The organism is Pseudoduganella sp. UC29_106 (assembly GCF_044055365.1).
Classification (GTDB): Bacteria; Pseudomonadota; Gammaproteobacteria; order Burkholderiales; family Burkholderiaceae_D; genus Rugamonas.
Genome location: NZ_CP171977.1, coordinates 1,087,181 through 1,105,739, shown reverse-complemented (window position 1 = coordinate 1,105,739; position 18,559 = coordinate 1,087,181). Strand labels below are relative to the sequence as shown.

12 protein-coding genes and 1 pseudogene are annotated in these 18,559 nt (G+C 63.5%); 2 read left to right on the top strand and 11 right to left on the bottom strand.

Annotated features, from left to right (window positions below):
* The 3 genes and pseudogenes from ACHMW6_RS05765 to ACHMW6_RS05755 all read right to left on the bottom strand — a co-directional run bounded on the left by ACHMW6_RS05765 (position 1) and on the right by ACHMW6_RS05755 (position 3,788).
* Positions 1-1,107 (bottom strand): ABC transporter permease, encoded by a 1,107-nt coding sequence (locus tag ACHMW6_RS05765; protein ID WP_395406184.1) that lies wholly within the window; start codon positions 1,105-1,107, stop codon positions 1-3.
* Between the two features lie 9 nt (positions 1,108-1,116).
* Positions 1,117-2,054: pseudogene (locus ACHMW6_RS05760) on the bottom strand (ABC transporter permease).
* A gap of 3 nt (positions 2,055-2,057) precedes the next feature.
* A complete protein-coding gene (locus ACHMW6_RS05755; protein ID WP_395408541.1) occupies positions 2,058-3,788 on the bottom strand; it encodes an ABC transporter substrate-binding protein in 1,731 nt (576 codons plus the stop codon).
* A gap of 412 nt (positions 3,789-4,200) precedes the next feature.
* Here ACHMW6_RS05755 and ACHMW6_RS05750 point away from each other — a divergent pair, with 412 nt between their 5' ends.
* The gene (locus ACHMW6_RS05750; protein WP_395406183.1) at positions 4,201-6,972 is read left to right on the top strand and encodes a TonB-dependent receptor; all 2,772 of its coding nucleotides are present in this window, start codon (positions 4,201-4,203) and stop codon (positions 6,970-6,972) included.
* Between the two features lie 58 nt (positions 6,973-7,030).
* Here the strand turns inward: ACHMW6_RS05750 and ACHMW6_RS05745 are convergent, their stop codons facing one another.
* Genes ACHMW6_RS05745 through ACHMW6_RS05725 form a run of 5 tightly spaced genes read right to left on the bottom strand, consistent with a single transcriptional unit; the run spans position 7,031 to position 13,462 of the window.
* Positions 7,031-7,792 (bottom strand): oxepin-CoA hydrolase, alternative type, encoded by a 762-nt coding sequence (locus ACHMW6_RS05745; RefSeq protein WP_395406182.1) that lies wholly within the window; start codon positions 7,790-7,792, stop codon positions 7,031-7,033.
* The gene (locus tag ACHMW6_RS05740; protein ID WP_395406181.1) at positions 7,789-8,916 is read right to left on the bottom strand and encodes an acyl-CoA dehydrogenase family protein; all 1,128 of its coding nucleotides are present in this window, start codon (positions 8,914-8,916) and stop codon (positions 7,789-7,791) included. Before ACHMW6_RS05740 ends, ACHMW6_RS05745 begins: the two co-directional genes overlap by 4 nt.
* 10 nt (positions 8,917-8,926) lie before the next feature.
* On the bottom strand, positions 8,927-10,135 hold the full coding sequence (locus ACHMW6_RS05735; RefSeq protein WP_395406180.1) for an acyl-CoA dehydrogenase family protein: 1,209 nt from the start codon (positions 10,133-10,135) through the stop codon (positions 8,927-8,929).
* 13 nt (positions 10,136-10,148) lie between these two features.
* Complete coding sequence (locus tag ACHMW6_RS05730; RefSeq protein ID WP_395406179.1) at positions 10,149-11,330, bottom strand: acetyl-CoA C-acyltransferase; 1,182 nt, start codon at positions 11,328-11,330, stop codon at positions 10,149-10,151.
* A gap of 17 nt (positions 11,331-11,347) precedes the next feature.
* Positions 11,348-13,462, bottom strand: a complete 2,115-nt coding sequence (locus tag ACHMW6_RS05725) for a 3-hydroxyacyl-CoA dehydrogenase NAD-binding domain-containing protein (protein WP_395406178.1) — start codon at positions 13,460-13,462, stop codon at positions 11,348-11,350.
* Positions 13,463-13,905: 443 nt separating this feature from the next.
* Between ACHMW6_RS05725 and ACHMW6_RS05720 the strand changes: the two genes are divergently transcribed.
* Positions 13,906-14,628: a hypothetical protein gene (locus ACHMW6_RS05720; RefSeq protein ID WP_395406177.1), complete on the top strand. Its 723-nt coding sequence runs from the start codon at positions 13,906-13,908 to the stop codon at positions 14,626-14,628.
* A 63-nt stretch (positions 14,629-14,691) separates the two neighbouring features.
* On the opposite strand, the gene ACHMW6_RS05715 is transcribed toward ACHMW6_RS05720, so the two are convergent.
* The 3 genes from ACHMW6_RS05715 to aroG form a co-directional block, all read right to left on the bottom strand.
* A complete protein-coding gene (locus ACHMW6_RS05715) occupies positions 14,692-16,353 on the bottom strand; it encodes a long-chain fatty acid--CoA ligase (RefSeq protein ID WP_395406176.1) in 1,662 nt (553 codons plus the stop codon).
* Between the two features lie 182 nt (positions 16,354-16,535).
* A complete protein-coding gene (locus ACHMW6_RS05710) occupies positions 16,536-17,327 on the bottom strand; it encodes an IclR family transcriptional regulator (RefSeq protein ID WP_395406175.1) in 792 nt (263 codons plus the stop codon).
* 36 nt (positions 17,328-17,363) lie between these two features.
* Positions 17,364-18,422 carry a 3-deoxy-7-phosphoheptulonate synthase AroG gene (gene aroG / locus ACHMW6_RS05705; RefSeq protein ID WP_395406174.1) on the bottom strand — a complete coding sequence of 353 codons (1,059 nt, stop codon included), beginning with the start codon at positions 18,420-18,422 and terminating at the stop codon, positions 17,364-17,366.
* Positions 18,423-18,559 lie beyond the last annotated feature (137 nt).

Below are 18,559 nucleotides of genomic sequence, written 5' to 3'. Positions count from 1 at the left end.
TCACTTCACCTTCGGGTCGAGCGCATCGCGCAGGGCATCGGTAAACAGCGAGAAGGCCGTGACCAGGATGGCCATCGCCACGGCGGCCGACGTCAGCTGCCACCATTTGCCGAGAATCAGTTCGTTCTGCGCCTCGTTCAGCATGGACCCCCAGGACACCACCCCCACCGGCACGCCAAAGCCGAGGAAGGACAGGATCACTTCCGCCTTGATGAAGCCCACGACCAGGATGGACATCTGCACCAGCGCCACATGGCTCACGTTCGGGAAAATATGCGAGAACATCTTGCGCCAGGCGGAGGCGCCGATGGCATCCGCCGCCATCACGTACTCGCGCGCCTTGTGCTTGATGTACTCGGCGCGGATCAGGCGGTAAGGGCCGGTCCAGCCGGTCAGGCCCAGGATCAGCACGATGGTCGCGATGCCCTTCTGCTGCAGCACCGCCGCCACGGTCAGGATCATCAGGATGGATGGGATGGACGTGAAAATGCTGTAGAACCAGTTGAAGAAGTCGTCCACCAGGCCGCCGTAATAGCCGGAGAAGGCGCCGAACAGCGTGCCCAGGCCCACCGCCACCAGCGCCGCCACCAGGCCGACGATAATCGAAGTTTCAGCGCCCTTGATGGTTTTCTTGATCACGTCATGGCCCCATTTGTCGGCGCCGAACAGCAGCGAAGGCTTGCGCTCGATGTGAGCCTGGCGTTCGGCTTTCGCCATGCCGGCGCGCAGCTCCTTCATCTCGGGCGCCAGCGGGTCCTTCACGCCATACATATCGACGTCCTGCGTCGGCCGGGACGTCATTTCCGATTTCAGTTCGCGGATATCGGCAGCCAACGGATCGAATTCGTTCTCCGGCACGGCAGAAGGCTGGCTTGCCGCCGGCACAGCGCCGGCCAGCGGCTCGGCGGCGATGCCGAGGAATGCCGGCGGCGCATAGTTGACCGCCACTTCATCCTCCCAGTCGGCCACGATCAGGCCGGAGGCGGACAACACCAGCATCAGCAGGAAGGCGCCTACGATCGCCATGGCCGCCATGGCCACCCGGTCGGCGCGCAGGCGGCGCCAGGCGAGCGCCCACAGGCCGGGCGAAGCGTGAATATCGTGCATCGGGAATCCTTACTTCAGTTGTACGCGCGGATCGACTGCCTGGTACAGCAGGTCGGTCAGCAGGTTGAATACCATGGTCGCAATCGCGACGTAGACGGTGATGGCCTTGATCACCGGGAAATCGGAGCGCTCCACCGCCAGGATCACCTCGCGCCCGATGCCGGGGATGCCGAAAAAGCGCTCCAGCAGGAAGGCGCCGATCAGGAGTGCCGGCAGGTTGGCCATCACGTGGGTGATGATGGGAATGGACGCATTGCGCAGCACGTGCACCCACATCACGCGCCGCTCCGAGAGCCCTTGGCGCGCGCCGTGCGCACATAGTCCTGGTTCGCTTCATCGAGCACAAAGGTGCGGTACAGGCGCAGCGTGGGCGCGATGGACACGGCCAGCCCGATCAGGATGGGCAGCGTGGAATAGCGCAGCAGGTTTTCCCAGAAGTTCTCGCCCCAGCCCTGCACGGGGAACAGGCCCGCCTTGTAGGCCAGGCCATACTGGAACACGATGATGTAGACCAGGATGGAGATGGACATGCCGATCGTGCAGGCGATCATCACGGCGCGGTCGGTCAGCGAACCGCGCACAAAGGCAATCGCCAGCGCCAGCGCGATGCCGAAGAAGGTTTCCAGGATGGTTAGCGGTACCAGCACCGTCAGCGAAGGGCCGAGGCGGGTGGTGATGATGCTGGACACCGTCTCGCCGGTGGCCCAGCTCTGGCCGAAGTCGAAGGTCGCGATTTGCTTGAGGAAGATCCCCAGCTGCACATAGTAGGGCTGGTCCACGCCCAGCTGCCTGCGGATGTTGGCGATGCTCTCGGCGTTGGACATCTTCCCCGCCAGGATATAGGCCGGATCGCCGCCCACCCAGTTGAACAGCACGAACACCAGCAGCACGACGCCGAGCATCGTCGGCAGCATCTGCCACAGGCGGCGCAACACATATGCGAACATCATTTACCTTTTTATATCAATGTAGGCCCACTCCTGATGCAGGATGGGGTGCTTCTTATATCCGAGTACGGCCGCTTGCGCCAGCATATTTCTGTAACGGGCATAGCCCATGCGGCCGCCGCCCTGCACTTCGATGATGCGCGCCATCTTGCGGTACAGCGCATCGCGCTCCGGGCCGGCCGGCATTTTCTGGCTCTGCACATAAAGCTTGTCGTATTCGGGGTCCTGGAAGCAGCCGTTATTGTTCTGGTGGATGTTCGGGCCGTAGAACAGCTGCATGAAGTTGTCGCCATCCGGATAATCGGCGATCCACTGGAAGTTGCGGGTCTGGACCTTGCACTCCTTTTCCGCCTTCAGGATGTCGGGCAGGATGGTGCGCTCGTTTTCCATGCGGATGCCGAGCCGGTTATAAGTCTTGCGCCAGACTTCGGCCTGCAGCACACCGTTGGCTTCATTGCGTGAAGTGTATTTGACGAGCAGCGGCTTACCGTCGGGCTGGGTGCGCCAGCCGTCGGCGCCCTTCCGGTAGCCGAACTTGTCCAGCAACTTGTTGGCCAGCGCGGGATCGTATTGCAGCATGCTCCGATAGTTCGGGTCGTAGCCCACCACGCCCGGCGGCACCGGGAAGTCGACGCGCTGGGCCTGGCCGTTCCATACCAGGGCGATTTCCTCGTCCACATCGTGCGCCATGGCGATGGCGCGGCGCAAAGCGATGCGCTCCTTGCTGCGGCCGCCCAGCACCGGGTCCTGCATATTCCAGTAATAAAAAGTAATTTCAGGATCAAGCTGGCGCGAGAGCTGCACGCCCTGCGCCTTCAGTTCGGGACGCAGTTCGCCATCCAGCAGGGCCTTCGGCGCCAGCGGGCCGTCCAGCCAGAAAAGGTCCGTCTCGCCGCTGGTGAAGGACAGCCAGCGCGACTGGTCTTCCACCATGATCGAGATTTCGATGCGGCCGATCTGGGGGATCTTCTTGCCCTGCATCTGGCGCACGATGCGCTGGTCTTCCGGGTCGCTGCCGGCCTTGAAGTCCCAGGTTTCCGGCAGGTGGCCCGTGTTCTCTTCCAAAACGATCTTGCTGCCGCGCGTCCATTGCGAGAGTTTGTAGTAGCCGGTGCCGACCGGGTTCGAATGCACTTCGCCCTTCTCGTCGCCGTACGCCTTCACGATTTCGCGCGCCACGGCGGCCGTGGGTTCGTGCGCCAGGATCATGCCCAGGTTCCAGTCGGTGGCCACCAGGTGAATGCGCAGGGTGAAAGGATCGACGACTTCAAAGCCGGGAATCGGCTTGTCGTAGTCGAAACGGCCGGTGCGCGCCGCTTCCGCCGCCAGCGCATCCAGACCGACGATCTTGCCTTCGAACAGCCAGCTGTGGGGCGAAGCCAGTTTCGGATCGAACAGGCGCTTCCAGGAATAGACAAAGTCGGCCACCGTCAGCTCGCGCGGCTTGCCGCCGAAGGCCGGGTCGGGCGTGAACATCTGGCCTTTTTTCAGGCGGATCGTGTAGGTCTTGCCATCTGCCGACACTTCCGGCAGCGCGGCGGCGGCAGCCGGCATCAGTTGCGCGGGACGGGCCAGGTAATCGTAGCTGTAGAGGGTGTCGAAGACGGCCTGCAGCACATGCCCGGTATACAAGTCGCGCGAGACGGCGGGATCGAAGCTGGTTTCGGCGGCCGGCAGGATGTAGCGCAAGGTCTTGACCGGCTCGGCGTGGGCAAGCGGCAAAGCCAGCAGCATGGCCAGGCTCAGGCGCACGCACACAAGCCAGTGTGACTTCATCTCGGCTCCGAAAAGCCGTAACGATAGCGCATATTCCGGCAGACATCGGCAATGTGTCGAAAACGATACATTTTCCTGCCGCTCACACAATTACTTGTAGTTTTAGTGTCTGCGTAAGTTATCGGCAGAAACCGGCTTTTAGTTGGAAAATTCGGCGAAATTAGCGCATAGATTGCTGATCGTTATACAAATTTATACATTTGCCTTCCTATTTATTCGTTGACACCTTATACAGCCGAATGTTCTTATCCTTTGCTTGCAGGAACTCCAAAGAGAGTTCCTTCAATTGGGAGCATCGAAACGGCAAGAAATAGCTGTAGGTAGCTCGTTATCGTCCAATTTGGAGGCTTTAAACATGATGGAAAAGATCATGGCCCGTTCCGTTCGCCTGGCTGTTTTCGGCGCGGCAGGCCTGGCTCTGGCTGCACCGGCAATGGCTCAACAAGACGCCAACGCCTCGATTCAACGCGTGGAAATCACCGGTTCGAGCATCAAGCGCGCAACCGCTGAGACCGCATCCCCGGTTACCGTGATCAACCGCGACGACCTGATGAAGTCGGGCAAGGGCACTGTGGCCGAATACCTGCAAACCCTGACCGTGGACGGCGCCGGCTCCCTGCCGACCGGCTTCGGTAACGGTTTTGCTGCCGGTTCCACCGCGATCTCGCTGCGCGGCCTGGGCGCCACCTCGACCCTGGTCCTGCTGAACGGCCGCCGCATGGCGCCTTTCGCCCGTGCTGACGACGGCCAGAAGAGCTTTACCGACCTGTCCACCGTTCCGATGCAAATCGTTGAACGCATCGAAATCCTGAAGGATGGCGCTTCCTCCACCTACGGTGCGGACGCGATCGCCGGCGTGGTCAACATCATCCTGCGCAAGGACTTCGAAGGCCTGCAGCTGAAAGGCGATACCGGCTGGTCCCGCTACGACGACGGCAAGCAGAACAAAGCTTCCATCACCTGGGGCAAAGGCAACCTGGACGAAGACAAGTACAACGTCGTGCTGAACGCCGAGTACTTCCAGTCCGACAAGCTGAAGAACTCCGACCGCAAGGACCGCGGCTATATCGGCCACGGCGACCTGCGTCCTTACGGCTACCCGGTCGGCACCCAGTTCGCGGGCGGCTATATCGCCGGCAACAACAACGCCTCCCCAAGCCCGGCCGGCTCGATCCGCAACCCGGCCACCAACGACTATGTGTCGCTGCCTGGCTGCGCTACCCTGAGCGCCACCAAGGACCAGACCGGCGCCAACGGCGGCTGCCTGTGGCACCACGACCAGTTCCGCGACATGCAGCCGGAAATCGAGTCGAAGAATCTGTACGCGCGCGGCACCTGGCAAGTCAACGACAACCTGCAAGCTTACGCGGAAGCCGGTTACTCGAAGCGCGACACCGCCTTCACCCTGGTACCGCCTTCGGTCACCCCGACCGTGGCCTTCCCGCCGAACGCTGCCAACCCGCTGGGCTTCATCAACTTCAGCACCCTGCCGTTGATGGCTGCTTCGCACCCGCAAAACCCGTACGGCGTTGCGACCCGCATCCGTTACGTTGCGTTTGACGTGGGCCCAAGCACCCGTGTCGCCAACAACGAGTTCACCCGCTTCGTGGTGGGCGTGAAGGGCAACTACGCAGGTTGGGACTTCGACACCGGCCTGACCCACTCCGAGTCCAAGCTGCACCTGGATTACAGCAATATGCTGAACATGAAGGTCGTGCGCGCCGCCCTGGGCGACCCGACCTCCAAGTTCTTCCCGTACTATATCGGCGCGGACGCCTACAAGAACCCGGCTTCGCTGTACGCCGCCATGGTTACCAACGCGACCTCCGATTCGACCACCAAGCTGGACGTGATCGACTTCAAGGCCTCGCGTGAACTGTTCGCCCTGCCTGGCGGTAACATGGGCCTGGCAATCGGCGCCGAACACCGCCGCGAGAAGCTGTCCAACCCGTCCCTGAGCGGCTCGCAAGACGGCTCCATCAACTCGTCCTACGTTGCTGCCTTCGGCGACACCAAGGTTTCGGCTATCTACGCCGAGATCCTGGCGCCGGTGATCAAGAACGTGGAAGTGAGCGCTGCCTTCCGTTACGACAAATACGACAACTTCAACTCCACCACGCCGAAAGCCGGCATCAAGTGGACCCCAGTGAAGTCGTTCGCTGTCCGCGGTACGTACACCGAAGGTTTCCGTGCTCCTGGCCCGGCTGAAGGCAGCGCGCTGTCCCAGTCCACCGGCACCTCCACCGTGATCGATCCGATCCGCTGCCCAGGCGGCAAGCCGGCAGCCGGCGGCGCGACCGCGACCGACTGCGGCATTCCTGTCGCAGCGGTGAAGGTCGGCAACCCGAACCTGCAGCCTGAAACCTCCAAGGGCTTCACCGCCGGTATCGTGTGGGATCCGTTCGAAGGCACCAGCATGGCGCTGGACGCATTCAAGATCAAGCGCTCCAACGAGATCAACCCGCTGCCGTACAACGAAGCTGCCGCTCTGCCGACCGCTGTCCGTAACGACAACAACCTGGTCGTGAACGGCGTGGCGATCCCGAACACCGGCACCCTGGTGCTGACCCAGGCCCCATACCGCAATTCTTCGTTCACCGAAGTGAGCGGCGTGGACCTGGACATCAAGCAGCGCCTGCGTCTGGGTGAATACGGCCGGGCCACTGTGGGCCTGACCTGGACCCACACCGCATCGTGGAAGCGTCACGAAAGCGAGACCGTGGTGTACCAGTACAACGGCACCCACGGCAACTGCGACACTTCGAACTGCGCGGGCACCCCGAAGAACAAGATCAATCTGAACGCTTCGTGGGATTACACCCAAAACTTCAACCTGGCAGCCAACGTGAACTGGCGCGATTCGATGCAGAACACCTACTTCCAGGGTGGCCTGTGCGCATCGACGCTGGCGAACGGCAACCCGGCGCCTGGCGACTGCAAGATCGCTTCCTTCCTGACGACCGACCTGTCGGCCCGTTACAAGTGGAGCAAGCAGCTGACCCTGTTCGCATCGGTGAACAACCTGTTCGACAAGGTCGCTCCGCTGGATCCGCTGACCTACGGTGGCTTGAGCTACAACCCGATGGACGCTTCCGGCGCTATCGGCCGCTACTTCAAGCTGGGCGCGCAGTACAACTTCTAATCCAGGCTAGCCTGGCCAGAAGTGCCTGAAAGGGGCGGTGAGCAATCACCGCCCTTTTTTATTTGCGGAAGAACGCCGCAATCCCTTCAATGGCTTCCTCATCCCCCTGCGACACCACCATCAGGTCCGCTTCCAGGTCGAGCTGCTCGGCCACGCTGGCGCCGTAGGCGTTGGCGCACAGCTGCTTGATGCGCGCCATGGCGCGGGCCGGGCCGCGCGCGATGCCGCCGACCAGGATCAGCGCTTCATCCAGCGCACGCCACGGCTCGGTGAGGCGGTTGACGACGCCCAGTGCGTGCAGGCGCTCGGCCGGGAGGCGGTCGCCGCTCAGGCACAACTCCGTCATCAGCTGGCGCGGCATGGATTGTGCGAGGAAGGCGGTCACGCCGCCATCCGGCGTCAGGCCCACCTTCACGTAAGCGACCGAGAAGAAGGCGTCACGCGAGGCCACCAGCATGTCGCAGGCCAGCGCCAGCGAGGCGCCGGCGCCGGCAGCGCCGCCCTCCACGGCGGCGATCACCGGCTTCGGGCAATTGCGGATGGCGCGGATCAGTCCATGCAGCTTTTCGATATTGGCGCGCCGCGCCTCGGGCGCCAGTTCATGCGCCCTGGCCAGCCGGCGCAGGTCGCCGCCGGCGGAGAAAAAGCCGCCCTCGCCGGTCAGCACGATGGCGCCGATCGTCGGGTCCGCGGCCGCCTCCTGCAGCGCGCGCGGCAGCGCTTCGTACAGCTCGGGCGAGAGCGCATTGCGCGCCTGCGGATTGCAGTTGACCAGGATGCGCACCGCGCCCTCGGTGCTCACCTTCAGCGTACCGCTCATGCGGCAGCCTCGCGTCCAAGGGCGATGTAGCGTTCCAGGTGATGGTCTTCGTCGCCCAGCTGGTGGTCGATCATCACCAGGCGCTTGGCGTAGTGGGCCAGCGGCAGTTCCCAGGTCATGCCGATGCCTCCATGCAGCTGGATGCATTCCTCGGCCACCAGCGTGCCGATGCGGCCGATGGTGGCCTTCGCCGCGGACAATGCGCGTTCGCGCGTGATGCGATCGGCATCCAACGCGGCGGCGGCATTGATCACGGCCGAACGGGCCTGCTCGATTTCCAGCAGCAGGTCGGCCATGCGGTGCTGCAGCGCCTGGAATTTGCCGATCGGCGCACCGAACTGCTTGCGCGTGCGCAGGTATTCCAGCGTCGCCGCCTTGGCCGCCTCCATCGCGCCCAGGCTTTCCGCGCACAGCGCCAGCACGCCGCGCCCAATCACGCGCTCCAGCAGCGCATAGCCCTGCCCTTCCTCGCACAACAGCGCGCCCGCTTCAAGCCTGACGTTATCCAGCGTCAGTTCGGCCACGCGGCCGCCGTCGATGGTCGGGGTGCCCAGCACGCTCACGCCGGCCGCTTCCTTCGGCACCACGAACAGCGAAATGCCGGCTTCGCTCTCGATGTCGCCGGAGGTGCGCGCGGAGACGACGAACAGCTCCGCCGCTTCGCCCTGCAGCACCGCCGCCTTGGCGCCGTTCAGCAGCCAGCCGTCGCCGCTGCGTTCGGCGCGCGTTTGCACGCGTGCCAGCTCATAATGGCTGTCCGGTTCATCGTGGGCGAAACTGGCGATGGTGCTGCCGTCGGCGATGCCGTCCAGCGACCGGCCGGCGGCAACCAGGGCCTCGGCCGCCATGACGGCGCTGCCGAGGAAGGGTTCGATGACCAGGCCGCGGCCCAGCGCCTCGAAGACCACCGCGATATCGAAACCGGCGCCGCCAAAGCCGCCATCCTCATCGCGCAGCAGCGCGGCGATCACGCCGAGTTCTGCGAACTGTTGCCAGAATTCCGTCGAATAACCCTGGCTCGATGCTGCGATGTGATGGCGCTTCTCGATGTGGTACTGCTCGGCGATAAAGCGGTTCAGGCTGTCCGCCAACATGCGCCGTTCTTCAGTGTGTTCGAAGTTCATGATCTTGTCCTTACAGGCCGAGGATCATCTTGGTGATGATGTTCCTCTGAATTTCGTTGGAGCCGCCGAAGATCGACAGCTTGCGGTTGTTGAAGTACTGCGCCGACGCGGCAGCGGCAAATGCGTGGCCGAATTGCGGGCCGTCGTAGCCGGCATCGAGCATGTCCTGCGTGAAGTGGCGTGCGTAGACGCCCATGGCACGCCGCGTCAGCGCCAGGATCTCCTGCCGGATTTCGGTGCCGCGGATCTTCAGCATCGAGCTTTCCGCTCCGGGCACGCCGCCGCCGGCTGCCGCGGCAATCATGCGCAGGTTGGTCGTCTTCATGTTTTCCAGGTCGATTTCGACCAGGGCCAGGCGTGCTGCGAAGCCCGGATCTTCCAGCAGCGGCTTGCCGTGGCGCGTCTGGCGCGCGGCGATGGCTTTCAGGCGGCGCAGGCCGGCCACCGAGAAGCCGACACCGGCGATATTGGTGCGCTCATAGGTCAGCAGGTATTTGGCGCAGGTCCAGCCTCGATTTTCCTCGCCCACCAGGTTCCCGGCCGGCACGCGCACATCGGTGAAGAACACTTCATTCACTTCATGCTCGCCATCCAGCGTGAGGATGGGACGCACTTCAACGCCGGGCGTATTCATGTCGATCAGCAGGAAGCTGATACCTTCCTGCTGCTTGGCGTCGCGGTCGGTGCGCACCAGGCAGAAGATCATATTGGCGTGCTGGCCCAGCGTGGTCCAGGTCTTCTGGCCGTTGACGATGTAGTGCTCGCCCTGCGCATCGACGCCGCGCACGGCGCTGGTCTTCACGGCCGCCAGGTCGGAACCGGCGCCCGGTTCCGAATAGCCCTGGCACCACCAGTCGTCTCCGTTCAGGATGCGCGGCAGCCAGTAGCGCTTCTGCGCTTCGTTGCCGTATTTGATCAGCACGGGGCCCAGCATGCTCACGCCGAACGGCAGGATGCGCGGCGCATTCGCCAGCGAGCACTCGTTCTCGAAAATGAACTTCTCGGCGGCATTCCAGCCGGTGCCGCCATACTCGCGCGGCCAGTGGTTGGCCAGCCAGCCGCGTTCATTCAGGATGGCGTGCCATTCCTCCATATCGGCCTTGCTCAGGTGCTTGCCGTTGGCGACGTTGTCGGACAAGTGTTTCGGCAGCTTTTCGGCCAGGAAGGCGCGCACTTCGCTACGGAAGCTTTCTTCTTCAGGGGTGAAATTCAGGTCCATGAGATTCCTCGATTCAGTAGATTTCAAACAGCGCGGCCGCGCCCATGCCGCCGGCGATGCACATCGTGACCACGGCATATTTCGCCTTGCGGCGGCGGCCTTCCAGCAGCACATGGCCAGCCAGGCGGGCGCCGGTCATGCCGAAGGGATGGCCGATCGAGATCGCGCCGCCGTTCACATTCAGGCACTCGTCCGGGATGCCGAGCTGCTGCTGGCAGTAGATGGCCTGGGAGGCGAAGGCTTCATTCAGCTCCCACAGGTCGATATCGCTGACGCGCAGGCCGTGGCGCTTGAGCAGCTTGGGCACGGCGAATACAGGGCCGATGCCCATCTCGTCCGGCTCCACGCCAGCTACGGCCATGCCGCGGAAGGCGCCCAGCGGCGTGAGGCCAAGGCGCGCGGCTTCCTTCGCTTCCATCATCACGCAGGCCGAGGCGCCATCCGCAAACTGCGAGGAGTTGCCGGCGGTGATGAACTTGTCCGCGCCCATCACAGGCTGGAGACTGGCCAGCGCTTCATAGGTGGTGCCGGGACGGTTGCAGGTATCACGGTCCACCGTTACTTCGCACCTGCTGACTTCGCCGGTTTCCTTGTCCTTGAGCGCCATGGTAGTGCTGCAGGCGATGATCTCGTCGCGGTAGCGGCCGGCCTGCTGCGCTTCGGCCGTCTTGCGCTGGCTCTCGACGGAGAAGCGGTCCTGGGCTTCGCGGCTGATGCCGTAGCGGGCGGCCACGATGTCCGCCGTGTCGATCATCGGCATGTAGAGGTCGGGCTTGTGCTCTTTCATCCACGGATCGATGCCAGAGCTGCCGTCATCGCGGGTGCGGATCTGGGAAATGCTCTCCACGCCGCCGGCGATCACGGCCGGCGCGCCATCGACGATGATGCGTCCCGCGGCCACGGCAATCGCTTCCAGGCCGGAAGCGCAGAAGCGGCTGACCGTAACGCCGGTCGTGCTGATGGGCAGACCGGCGCGGATCACGGTCTGGCGCGCGATATTGCGGCCGGTTGTGCCCTCCGGATAGCCGCAGCCGAGGATGGCGTCCTCGAACATTTCCGGGTCCACGCCCGAACGCTCGACTGCGGCGCGCACGGCAAAGGCAGCCAGCGTCGGGCCGGGGGTGATATTGAATTCGCCGCGGTGGCCCTTGGTCAGCGGGGTGCGGGCGGTTGAAACGATAACGGCTTCGCGCATTGCGTGACTCCTTAAGTTTATTGATTGAGGCTTGCGAAATCGGCGCCGCGCTCAACCAGCTCCACCAGCAGTGGCGAGGGTTTCCAGAACAGCGGATCTTCTTTCGCGAATTCGCGGATGTCGGCCAGGATCTTCGGCAGGCCGACCATGTCGGCATACTTCATCGGGCCGCCGCGGTAGCGCGGGAAGCCGTAGCCGTAGACAAAGGTCACGTCCACATCGAGGGGACGCAGCGCGATCTTTTCGTGCAGCACGTTGGCGCCCTCGTTGATCATCGCGGCCATATAGCGGCGCATGATTTCCTCGCCGCTGAAGCTGCGCGGCTTTACCCTGGCGATTTCGCGTTCGGCGTCGATGATGGCCACGACTTCCGGATCGGGGTTGCCGCTGCGCGCGCCGTCGGCATACTGGTAATAACCGCGGCCCGTCTTCTGGCCGAACCAGCCGCGCTCGCACAGGCGGTCGGCGATGTGCACATAGCGCGAACGCGGGTCGCGCGTGGCGGCGCGGCGCTTGCGTGTGGCCCAGCCGATGTCGCCGCCGGCCAGGTCGGACATCTGATAAGGCCCCATCGGATAGCCGAATTCGCGCACGGCCTTGTCGATCTCGTACGGCGACGCGCCGTCTTCCATCATGTAGTCCGCCACCTGGCGGTACACGGCGAGCACGCGGTTGCCGATGAAACCATCGCATACTCCGGCGCGCACCGGCGTCTTGCGCAGCTTCTTCGCCAGCTCGAAGGCAGTGGCCACCACGTCCGGCGCGACCCTGGACGGCACCACGATCTCCAGCAGTTTCATCAGGTTGGCCGGCGAGAAGAAGTGCAGGCCGATCACGTCCTGCGGGCGCAGGATCGATGCCGCCAGCTGGTCGATATCGAGGTAGGAGGTGTTGGTCGCCAGTACGGCGCCCGGCTTGCACACGCGGTCGAGTTCCGCGAACACGGCCTTCTTCACTTCCATGTCTTCGAACACGGCTTCGATCACGAGATCGGCCTGGCCCAGGGCGTCGTAGGTGGTGCTGCCGCACCAGCGCGCCATGACTGCCGCTTTCGCCTCGGGCGTCATGCGGCCCTTGGCGACCAGGCCGTCGTATACTTTTTCCACATTGGCGCGGCCGCGCGCCAGCGCCGCTTCATCGCGCTCGATCATGGTCACTGGCAGGCCCGCGTCCAGGGCCGACACGGCGATGCCGGCGCCCATCGTGCCGCCGCCCACCACGCCGATGCGCGTGATCGGACGCGGGTACGCAACCTGCGTCTCAGGCGCCTTGGCCGCTTCGCGCTCGGCAAAGAACACGTGCACCAGGCCGGCCCGCTGCGGGCTCTCCAGGCATTCGCGGAACAGCTTGCGTTCCTGGACGATGCCTTCATCGAACGGCAGGTCGAGGGCGCCCTGCACTGCTTCGATGATTTTCATCGGCGAGAACAGGCCGCGCGACGTTTTGGCCGTGTCCGCGCGCGCCTGCTCAATTGCCGCCTGCTGCTCTACGCGGTTATCCAGCGCGCAAGCGTCGCGCGTACGGCGCACCGAGCCGCCGGCGGCCAGCAACTGGCGCGTGTAGACCAGGCCTGCCTCCAGCGGGTTGTCGCCGCCGGACAGGCAATCGACCAGCCCAATCCGGTGCGCTTCGCCCGCGCTCACATGGCGGCCGCTCAGCATCAGGTCCAGAGCGGCCCGTGCGCCGATCAGGCGCGGCGTGCGCTGCGTGCCGCCTGCGCCCGGCAAGAGGCCAAGCAGCACGTCCGGCAGGCCCAGTTTCGCGCCAGGCAGGGCGACGCGGTAGTGCGCGGCCAGCGCAATTTCCAGACCGCCGCCCAGCGCGGGGCCGTGGATCGCCGCGATCACGGGCTTGCTGCACGCCTCGATGCGGTTGCACACCTCGGGCAGCGCCGGGGACAGCGGCGGCTTGCCGAATTCGCGAATATCGGCGCCGCCGATGAAATTGCGGCCCGCGCCCGCCAGCAGCACCGCTGCCACGGCCGGATTCGCGTCCGCCGCCTCGATGGCCGCCAGCAGGCCGCTACGTACATCGACACCCAGCGCATTGACGGGCGCGTTGTCGATGGTTACCAGAAGAATGCCGTCACGCAGTTCACTCCTGACGACGGCAATGGGTGTGCCGGAATTCATTATCGCTCCTTGATTTGACTCACTCTGCGAAACTAAGTTTCATATTTCGCGCATGAGACTAACGATACTCCAATTTCCTGAGCGCTGCAAACAGCCGCATGCTGTTTTTTGTTTCACTGTGCAGTATTCGATTTCGAAATCAAGGCTGCGGACACGGCGGTGTCCCTCGCAAACGCGGCACCGGTATAGGGAGGGGTACTTGATTTTTCGGTTTTTACTAAAACGCGATATCCCTTACTACTCCGCGCTGGTCGTCGCTATTTCGTCCGGGCTCGCACTATCAGGGAACTAATTCGCGTTATCCCACTCCAACGAACACAGGTCACAAGCATTTAGTGCCGATTCGCGTTCTGAAGGGAAATTTTAGTAACAGCCAGTGCGTTCCAGCAGGCCTTAGAAGGAAGTAGTAGCGCTTAGTAAAAACCGACTTTTGGAGACACATCATGTCTAAGCTGCATTACCCGATCCGCGTGCCCAGCGAGGTGCTGGAAGCACTGGGCGAATTCACCGGCCAATGCTGGTCGGATTCTTTAGCACTGGAGCCCTTCATCTGCGAGGCGATCCGTAACTATCTGCGGCCTGCGCCGGCGGCCCAGGCGCAGCCCGCGGCAGCCTCCGGGACAGGCTACCAATGGAAGCAGGTCTTCCTTCCCGATGGAACAAAGCTGCGCGCCAGTTTTGGCGGCAACAACTATTTCGCCCAGGTGGAGGGAGGCGAGATCAAATACGGCGAACATGCGATGTCGCCATCGCGCTTTGCCAACCTGCAGGGAAGCGGCAACCGCAATGCGTGGAAGGCCGTCTGGCTCTGCCTTCCCGGCAGTGAGGAATGGCTGCTGGCCGATGTCTGCCGGGCAGCGCGGAATGCGGCGATAGCGCGCCTGATTGGAGACAGCGCCCGGACCGAGCGCGCGTCGCAAGAGCGACGGCGCGAGCGGCGCGTTGCGGAACGTCGCACAAGCCGCGGCGCGGATAGCGGAAAACGCAGCCGTGACCTGCGTCAGCCCGCCGCGCGCAAGAGCGCCTTATATTTAGGCGGCTCACGCCCAAGCGCGCCAGCAGCGCCGGGCGCGATGAACGGCAACGGCATTCAGCGCAAGAGTGGCACCGGGCGAAATGGCCGCCGCAAGCGTATTGTGACGAGCGGTCTCACCGGAAATCCGTGAAGGACCCAAAAAAACCGGCGCCGGGATCTCCCACCGGCGCCGCAAGGGGTCAAACATCGGGATTCACGCCCGCGCGGTCTGCTCTTCCTGCAGCGCGCGCCACTGCACCTTGCCGGTAGCGGACTTCGGCAGCGCGTCGCGGAATTCGACTATGCGCGGGCTCTTGTAGGCCGCCATGTTCTGGTGCGCCCAGTCGACGATGTCCTTTTCCGCCACGCTGCCGCTGAAGCCATCCTTCAGCACCACGATTGCCTTGACGGTCTCGCCGCGGTGCTCGTCGCTGGCGCCGATCACGCAGACCTCGCGGATCGCCGGGTGCTGGTACATCATGGCTTCCACTTCGGCCGGCCAGATCTTGAAGCCGGACGCATTGATCATCCGCTTCAGCCGGTCGACCATGAAGAAATAGCCTTCCTCGTCGACCTGGGCCAGGTCGCCAGTGCGCAGGAAGCGCTTGCCGTCGATCTCGACGAAGGCCTCGGCATTGGCTGCGGGATTGTTCCAGTAGCCCTGCATCACTTGGGCGCCATGCACGACGATCTCGCCAACCTCGCCGGCCGGCAGCTCACGCATTGTCGCCGGGTCGATCACGCGCGCATCGACGCCGAAGATGGGGATGCCGAGGCACTGGCGCTTGGGATGCTGGTCCGGATTGATGTGGGTCGCGGCCATGGTTTCGGACATGCCATAGCCCTCGATATAGGTGACGCCGAGCAGCATATGCATCTTCTTCGCGATCGCATCGGGCATGGCTGCGCCGCCCCCGCTCATGCGGGTAATGCTGGACAGGTCATATTCCGCCACGCGTGGGCTCGAAAGCAGGTCCACCACCATGGTCGAGATCAGCTGGGCCGCAGTAACCCGGTAACGGCGGATGCACTCGGCCGCCGTTTCGCGGTCCCAGCGCGCCATCAGCACGATGGTGGCGCCGCTGTACAGCGGTGAATTCATGCTGCCCTGCATGCCGGTCACGTGGAAGAAAGGCAGTACGGACAACGCCACCGCATCCTGCTGTGAGCCGAACCAGTGCTTGCTGGCGACGGCGTTGAACATCGTGCTGCGGTGGGTGTGCATGCAGCCTTTCGGGTGGCCGGTGGTGCCGGATGTATAGGGCATCACGCACAGGTCGTCCGGTCCGGCAGTGACGGGGCCTGGCTTGCATTGCAGCGCCAGCGCATCGTTCCACGCCACGACGCCCTCGCCGCTGACCACGCGGCGCGGGGCGGACACGAATTCCGGCACCTTGAGGTCGGTGGGGCGTTTCAGATAATCCGAATAAGTCGCAATGACGGCATGGCGCAGGCCATCGCCGAGAAGAGGCTCGACCTGCGCATACAGGTCCTGCGGCGCAAAGATGGTGGTCGCCCCGGTATCGCTGACGTAGTGGCGCAGTTCATTGGCCAGGTTCATCGGATTGACCGGCACCACGACGGCGTTGGCGCGCAGGATGGCGTAGTAAGCCAGCATGAATTGCGGGCTGTTCTGCATATACAGCAGCACGCAGTCGCCGTGGCCGACGCCGCAGTGCTGCTGCAGGTAGCCGGCAAGGCGCTCGACTTCGTCCTTGAATTCGGCGTAGCTGAGGGGGCTGTCGTAGAAGATGAGGCAGGGCTTGTCAGGGTAGCGCGTGGCCGAGACCTCGAGGTTGTAGAACAGATTAGTCTGCGGCAGGGTCAGTTGCCGCGGCAGGCCTTTCGGCCAGAAAGCGAAATGACGGTCCGACATTGCGTGCGCTCTCCTTGTTTTGCACAGCGAAACTTGGTTTCACGATTTATTCAGTGTAGCACAGCGGAGAACCCACGGCAAAAGCTGGTGGCAGCCACATCGTGGCAGCCACCTTGGCATGCGCCGCGGAACAGGTGGCTGCCACGTTGTGGCTGCCACCAGGGTTTGCATTGGGTTTTGAATCAGGATTCGAGCCGCGACGCGATCTCGATCAGGCGGGGACGAACTTCGTCAAGAAGGAATTGCGGCGAAACGCTGGAGGCAGGCCCGCCGCAGTTGATAGACATGATTTGATTGCCGCCGATCGGCAGGAAGCCGACCGCGATGCCGTTGACATCCTTCTGCCAGTCGCCGAAGGACGTAGTGCAGCCGAACTCCTCATGGTCGCGCAGCGCCTTATCCAGGCTCTGGCGCATCTTCTGGTACGCGTCCTCATCCAGCTCATTGGCGCGGCTCAGGATATCCTTGCGCTCCTGCTCCGTCGCCCGCACCAGGTAGGCGCGTCCGATCGATGAAGCGGCCAGCTGCATGCGCGAGCCGACCTGCAGCGACATCGACAGCGCCGCCGAGCTGCGGCATACCTCCACGCAGATCATCGACAGCCGGTCGCGCACCGCGATCGACACCGTCGTGCCGGAAAAATCGGCCAGCTCCTGCATCATCGGGCGCGCCATTTGCCGGATGTCCAGGCGCGACAGCATGGCGCTGCCCAGGCCCAGCGTCGCCGTGCCCAGGCCAAAGCGGCCCGTTTCATCCTGCACCAGGTAGCCGAGCTTGGTCAGTGTATAGGTGAAGCGCGTGACGGTGGACTTCGGCAAGCCGCAGCGCTCGGCGATCTGCTGGTTGGTCAATCCCTTGTCCGCTGAGCGGAAGCAGGACAGCACCTCCAGTCCGCGGGCCAGCGCAGTAATGAAATAGCGGTCTTCGGGATTGTGCGCCGGCTCCGGGCCTTCGCTCGCTTCACTGTCTTGCATCAGTCTTCCTCAAGTTTCACACAATGGAACAGGATTTTACTCCCCTTTCAGGCGGCGCTGGCGAACGGCTTCCGCCAGGCCTTCCAGCACCTGCACGCTGGAATCCCAGTCGATGCAGCCATCGGTGACCGACTGGCCGTAGGTCAGTTCCTTGCCAGGCACCAGGTCCTGGCGGCCGAACACCAGGTGAGACTCGACCATCACGCCGACGATGCGGGTATCGCCGCCCGCCACCTGTTTCGCGATATCGGCGCACACCGGCACCTGGTTTTCCGGCTTTTTCGAGCTGTTGGCGTGCGACGCGTCGATCATCAGGCGCGCTGCCAGGCCATAGCCAGCGATGGCCTTGGACGCCTCTTCCACGCTGGCCGCATCATAGTTCGGGGTCTTGCCGCCGCGCAGGATGATGTGGCAATCCTCATTGCCGTTGGTGGACACGATGGCGGAGTGGCCGCCCTTGGTGACGGACAGGAAGTGGTGCGGCTGCGATGCCGCCTTGATCGCTTCCACTGCGATCTTGGTATTGCCGTCCGTGCCGTTCTTGAAGCCCACCGGGCAGGACAGGCCGGAAGCCAGCTCGCGGTGCACCTGCGATTCCGTGGTGCGCGCGCCGATCGCGCCCCAGGAAATCAGGTCGGCGATGTACTGCGGGCTGATCACGTCCAGGAACTCGGTGCCGGCCGGCAGGCCCAGCTCGTTGATGTCGCGCAGCAGCTCGCGCGCCATGCGCAGGCCATCGTTGATGCGGAAGCTGTTGTCCATGTACGGATCGTTGATCAGGCCCTTCCAGCCCACGGTGGTGCGCGGCTTTTCGAAATAGACGCGCATCACGATTTCCAGGTCATCCTTCAGGCGTTCGCGTATCTGCACCAGGCGGCGCGCATATTCCATCGCCGCTTTCGGATCGTGGATCGAGCACGGGCCGATCACCACCATCAGGCGGTCATCCTGGCCGTGCAGGATGCGATGCAGGGCGACGCGCGCGTTGGACGCGGTGTTGGATGCGGCGTCGGTGCAGGGGAACTCGCGGATCAGGTGCGAAGGCGGGGTCAGTTCCTTCATTTCACGGATGCGCAGGTCGTCGGTGCGTTGCATGATGATTTCTCCTGGGAGTTTGGGTAAAAAAAAACCGCCATCTCTGGCGGTCTCTTGGTTTTGCTGGGATCCTCGTTTTGCTGCTACGTGAACCGGCCGCTACTCCACCGCCTTGGGGCTGGAATGGCTAAAGTAAA

Coding starts and splice junctions, on each gene's coding strand:
- ACHMW6_RS05740 (WP_395406181.1), bottom strand. CDS start 8,916: ATGAACTTCGAACACACTGAAGAACGGCGCATGTTGGCGGACAGCCTG.
- ACHMW6_RS05745 (WP_395406182.1), bottom strand. CDS start 7,792: ATGAGCGGTACGCTGAAGGTGAGCACCGAGGGCGCGGTGCGCATCCTG.
- ACHMW6_RS05735 (WP_395406180.1), bottom strand. CDS start 10,135: ATGGACCTGAATTTCACCCCTGAAGAAGAAAGCTTCCGTAGCGAAGTG.
- ACHMW6_RS05725 (WP_395406178.1), bottom strand. CDS start 13,462: ATGAATTCCGGCACACCCATTGCCGTCGTCAGGAGTGAACTGCGTGAC.
- ACHMW6_RS05750 (WP_395406183.1), top strand. CDS start 4,201: ATGGCCCGTTCCGTTCGCCTGGCTGTTTTCGGCGCGGCAGGCCTGGCT.
- ACHMW6_RS05710 (WP_395406175.1), bottom strand. CDS start 17,327: ATGCAAGACAGTGAAGCGAGCGAAGGCCCGGAGCCGGCGCACAATCCC.
- ACHMW6_RS05715 (WP_395406176.1), bottom strand. CDS start 16,353: ATGTCGGACCGTCATTTCGCTTTCTGGCCGAAAGGCCTGCCGCGGCAA.
- ACHMW6_RS05755 (WP_395408541.1), bottom strand. CDS start 3,788: ATGCTGCTGGCTTTGCCGCTTGCCCACGCCGAGCCGGTCAAGACCTTG.
- aroG (WP_395406174.1), bottom strand. CDS start 18,422: ATGCAACGCACCGACGACCTGCGCATCCGTGAAATGAAGGAACTGACC.
- ACHMW6_RS05730 (WP_395406179.1), bottom strand. CDS start 11,330: ATGCGCGAAGCCGTTATCGTTTCAACCGCCCGCACCCCGCTGACCAAG.
- ACHMW6_RS05720 (WP_395406177.1), top strand. CDS start 13,906: ATGTCTAAGCTGCATTACCCGATCCGCGTGCCCAGCGAGGTGCTGGAA.
- ACHMW6_RS05765 (WP_395406184.1), bottom strand. CDS start 1,107: ATGCACGATATTCACGCTTCGCCCGGCCTGTGGGCGCTCGCCTGGCGC.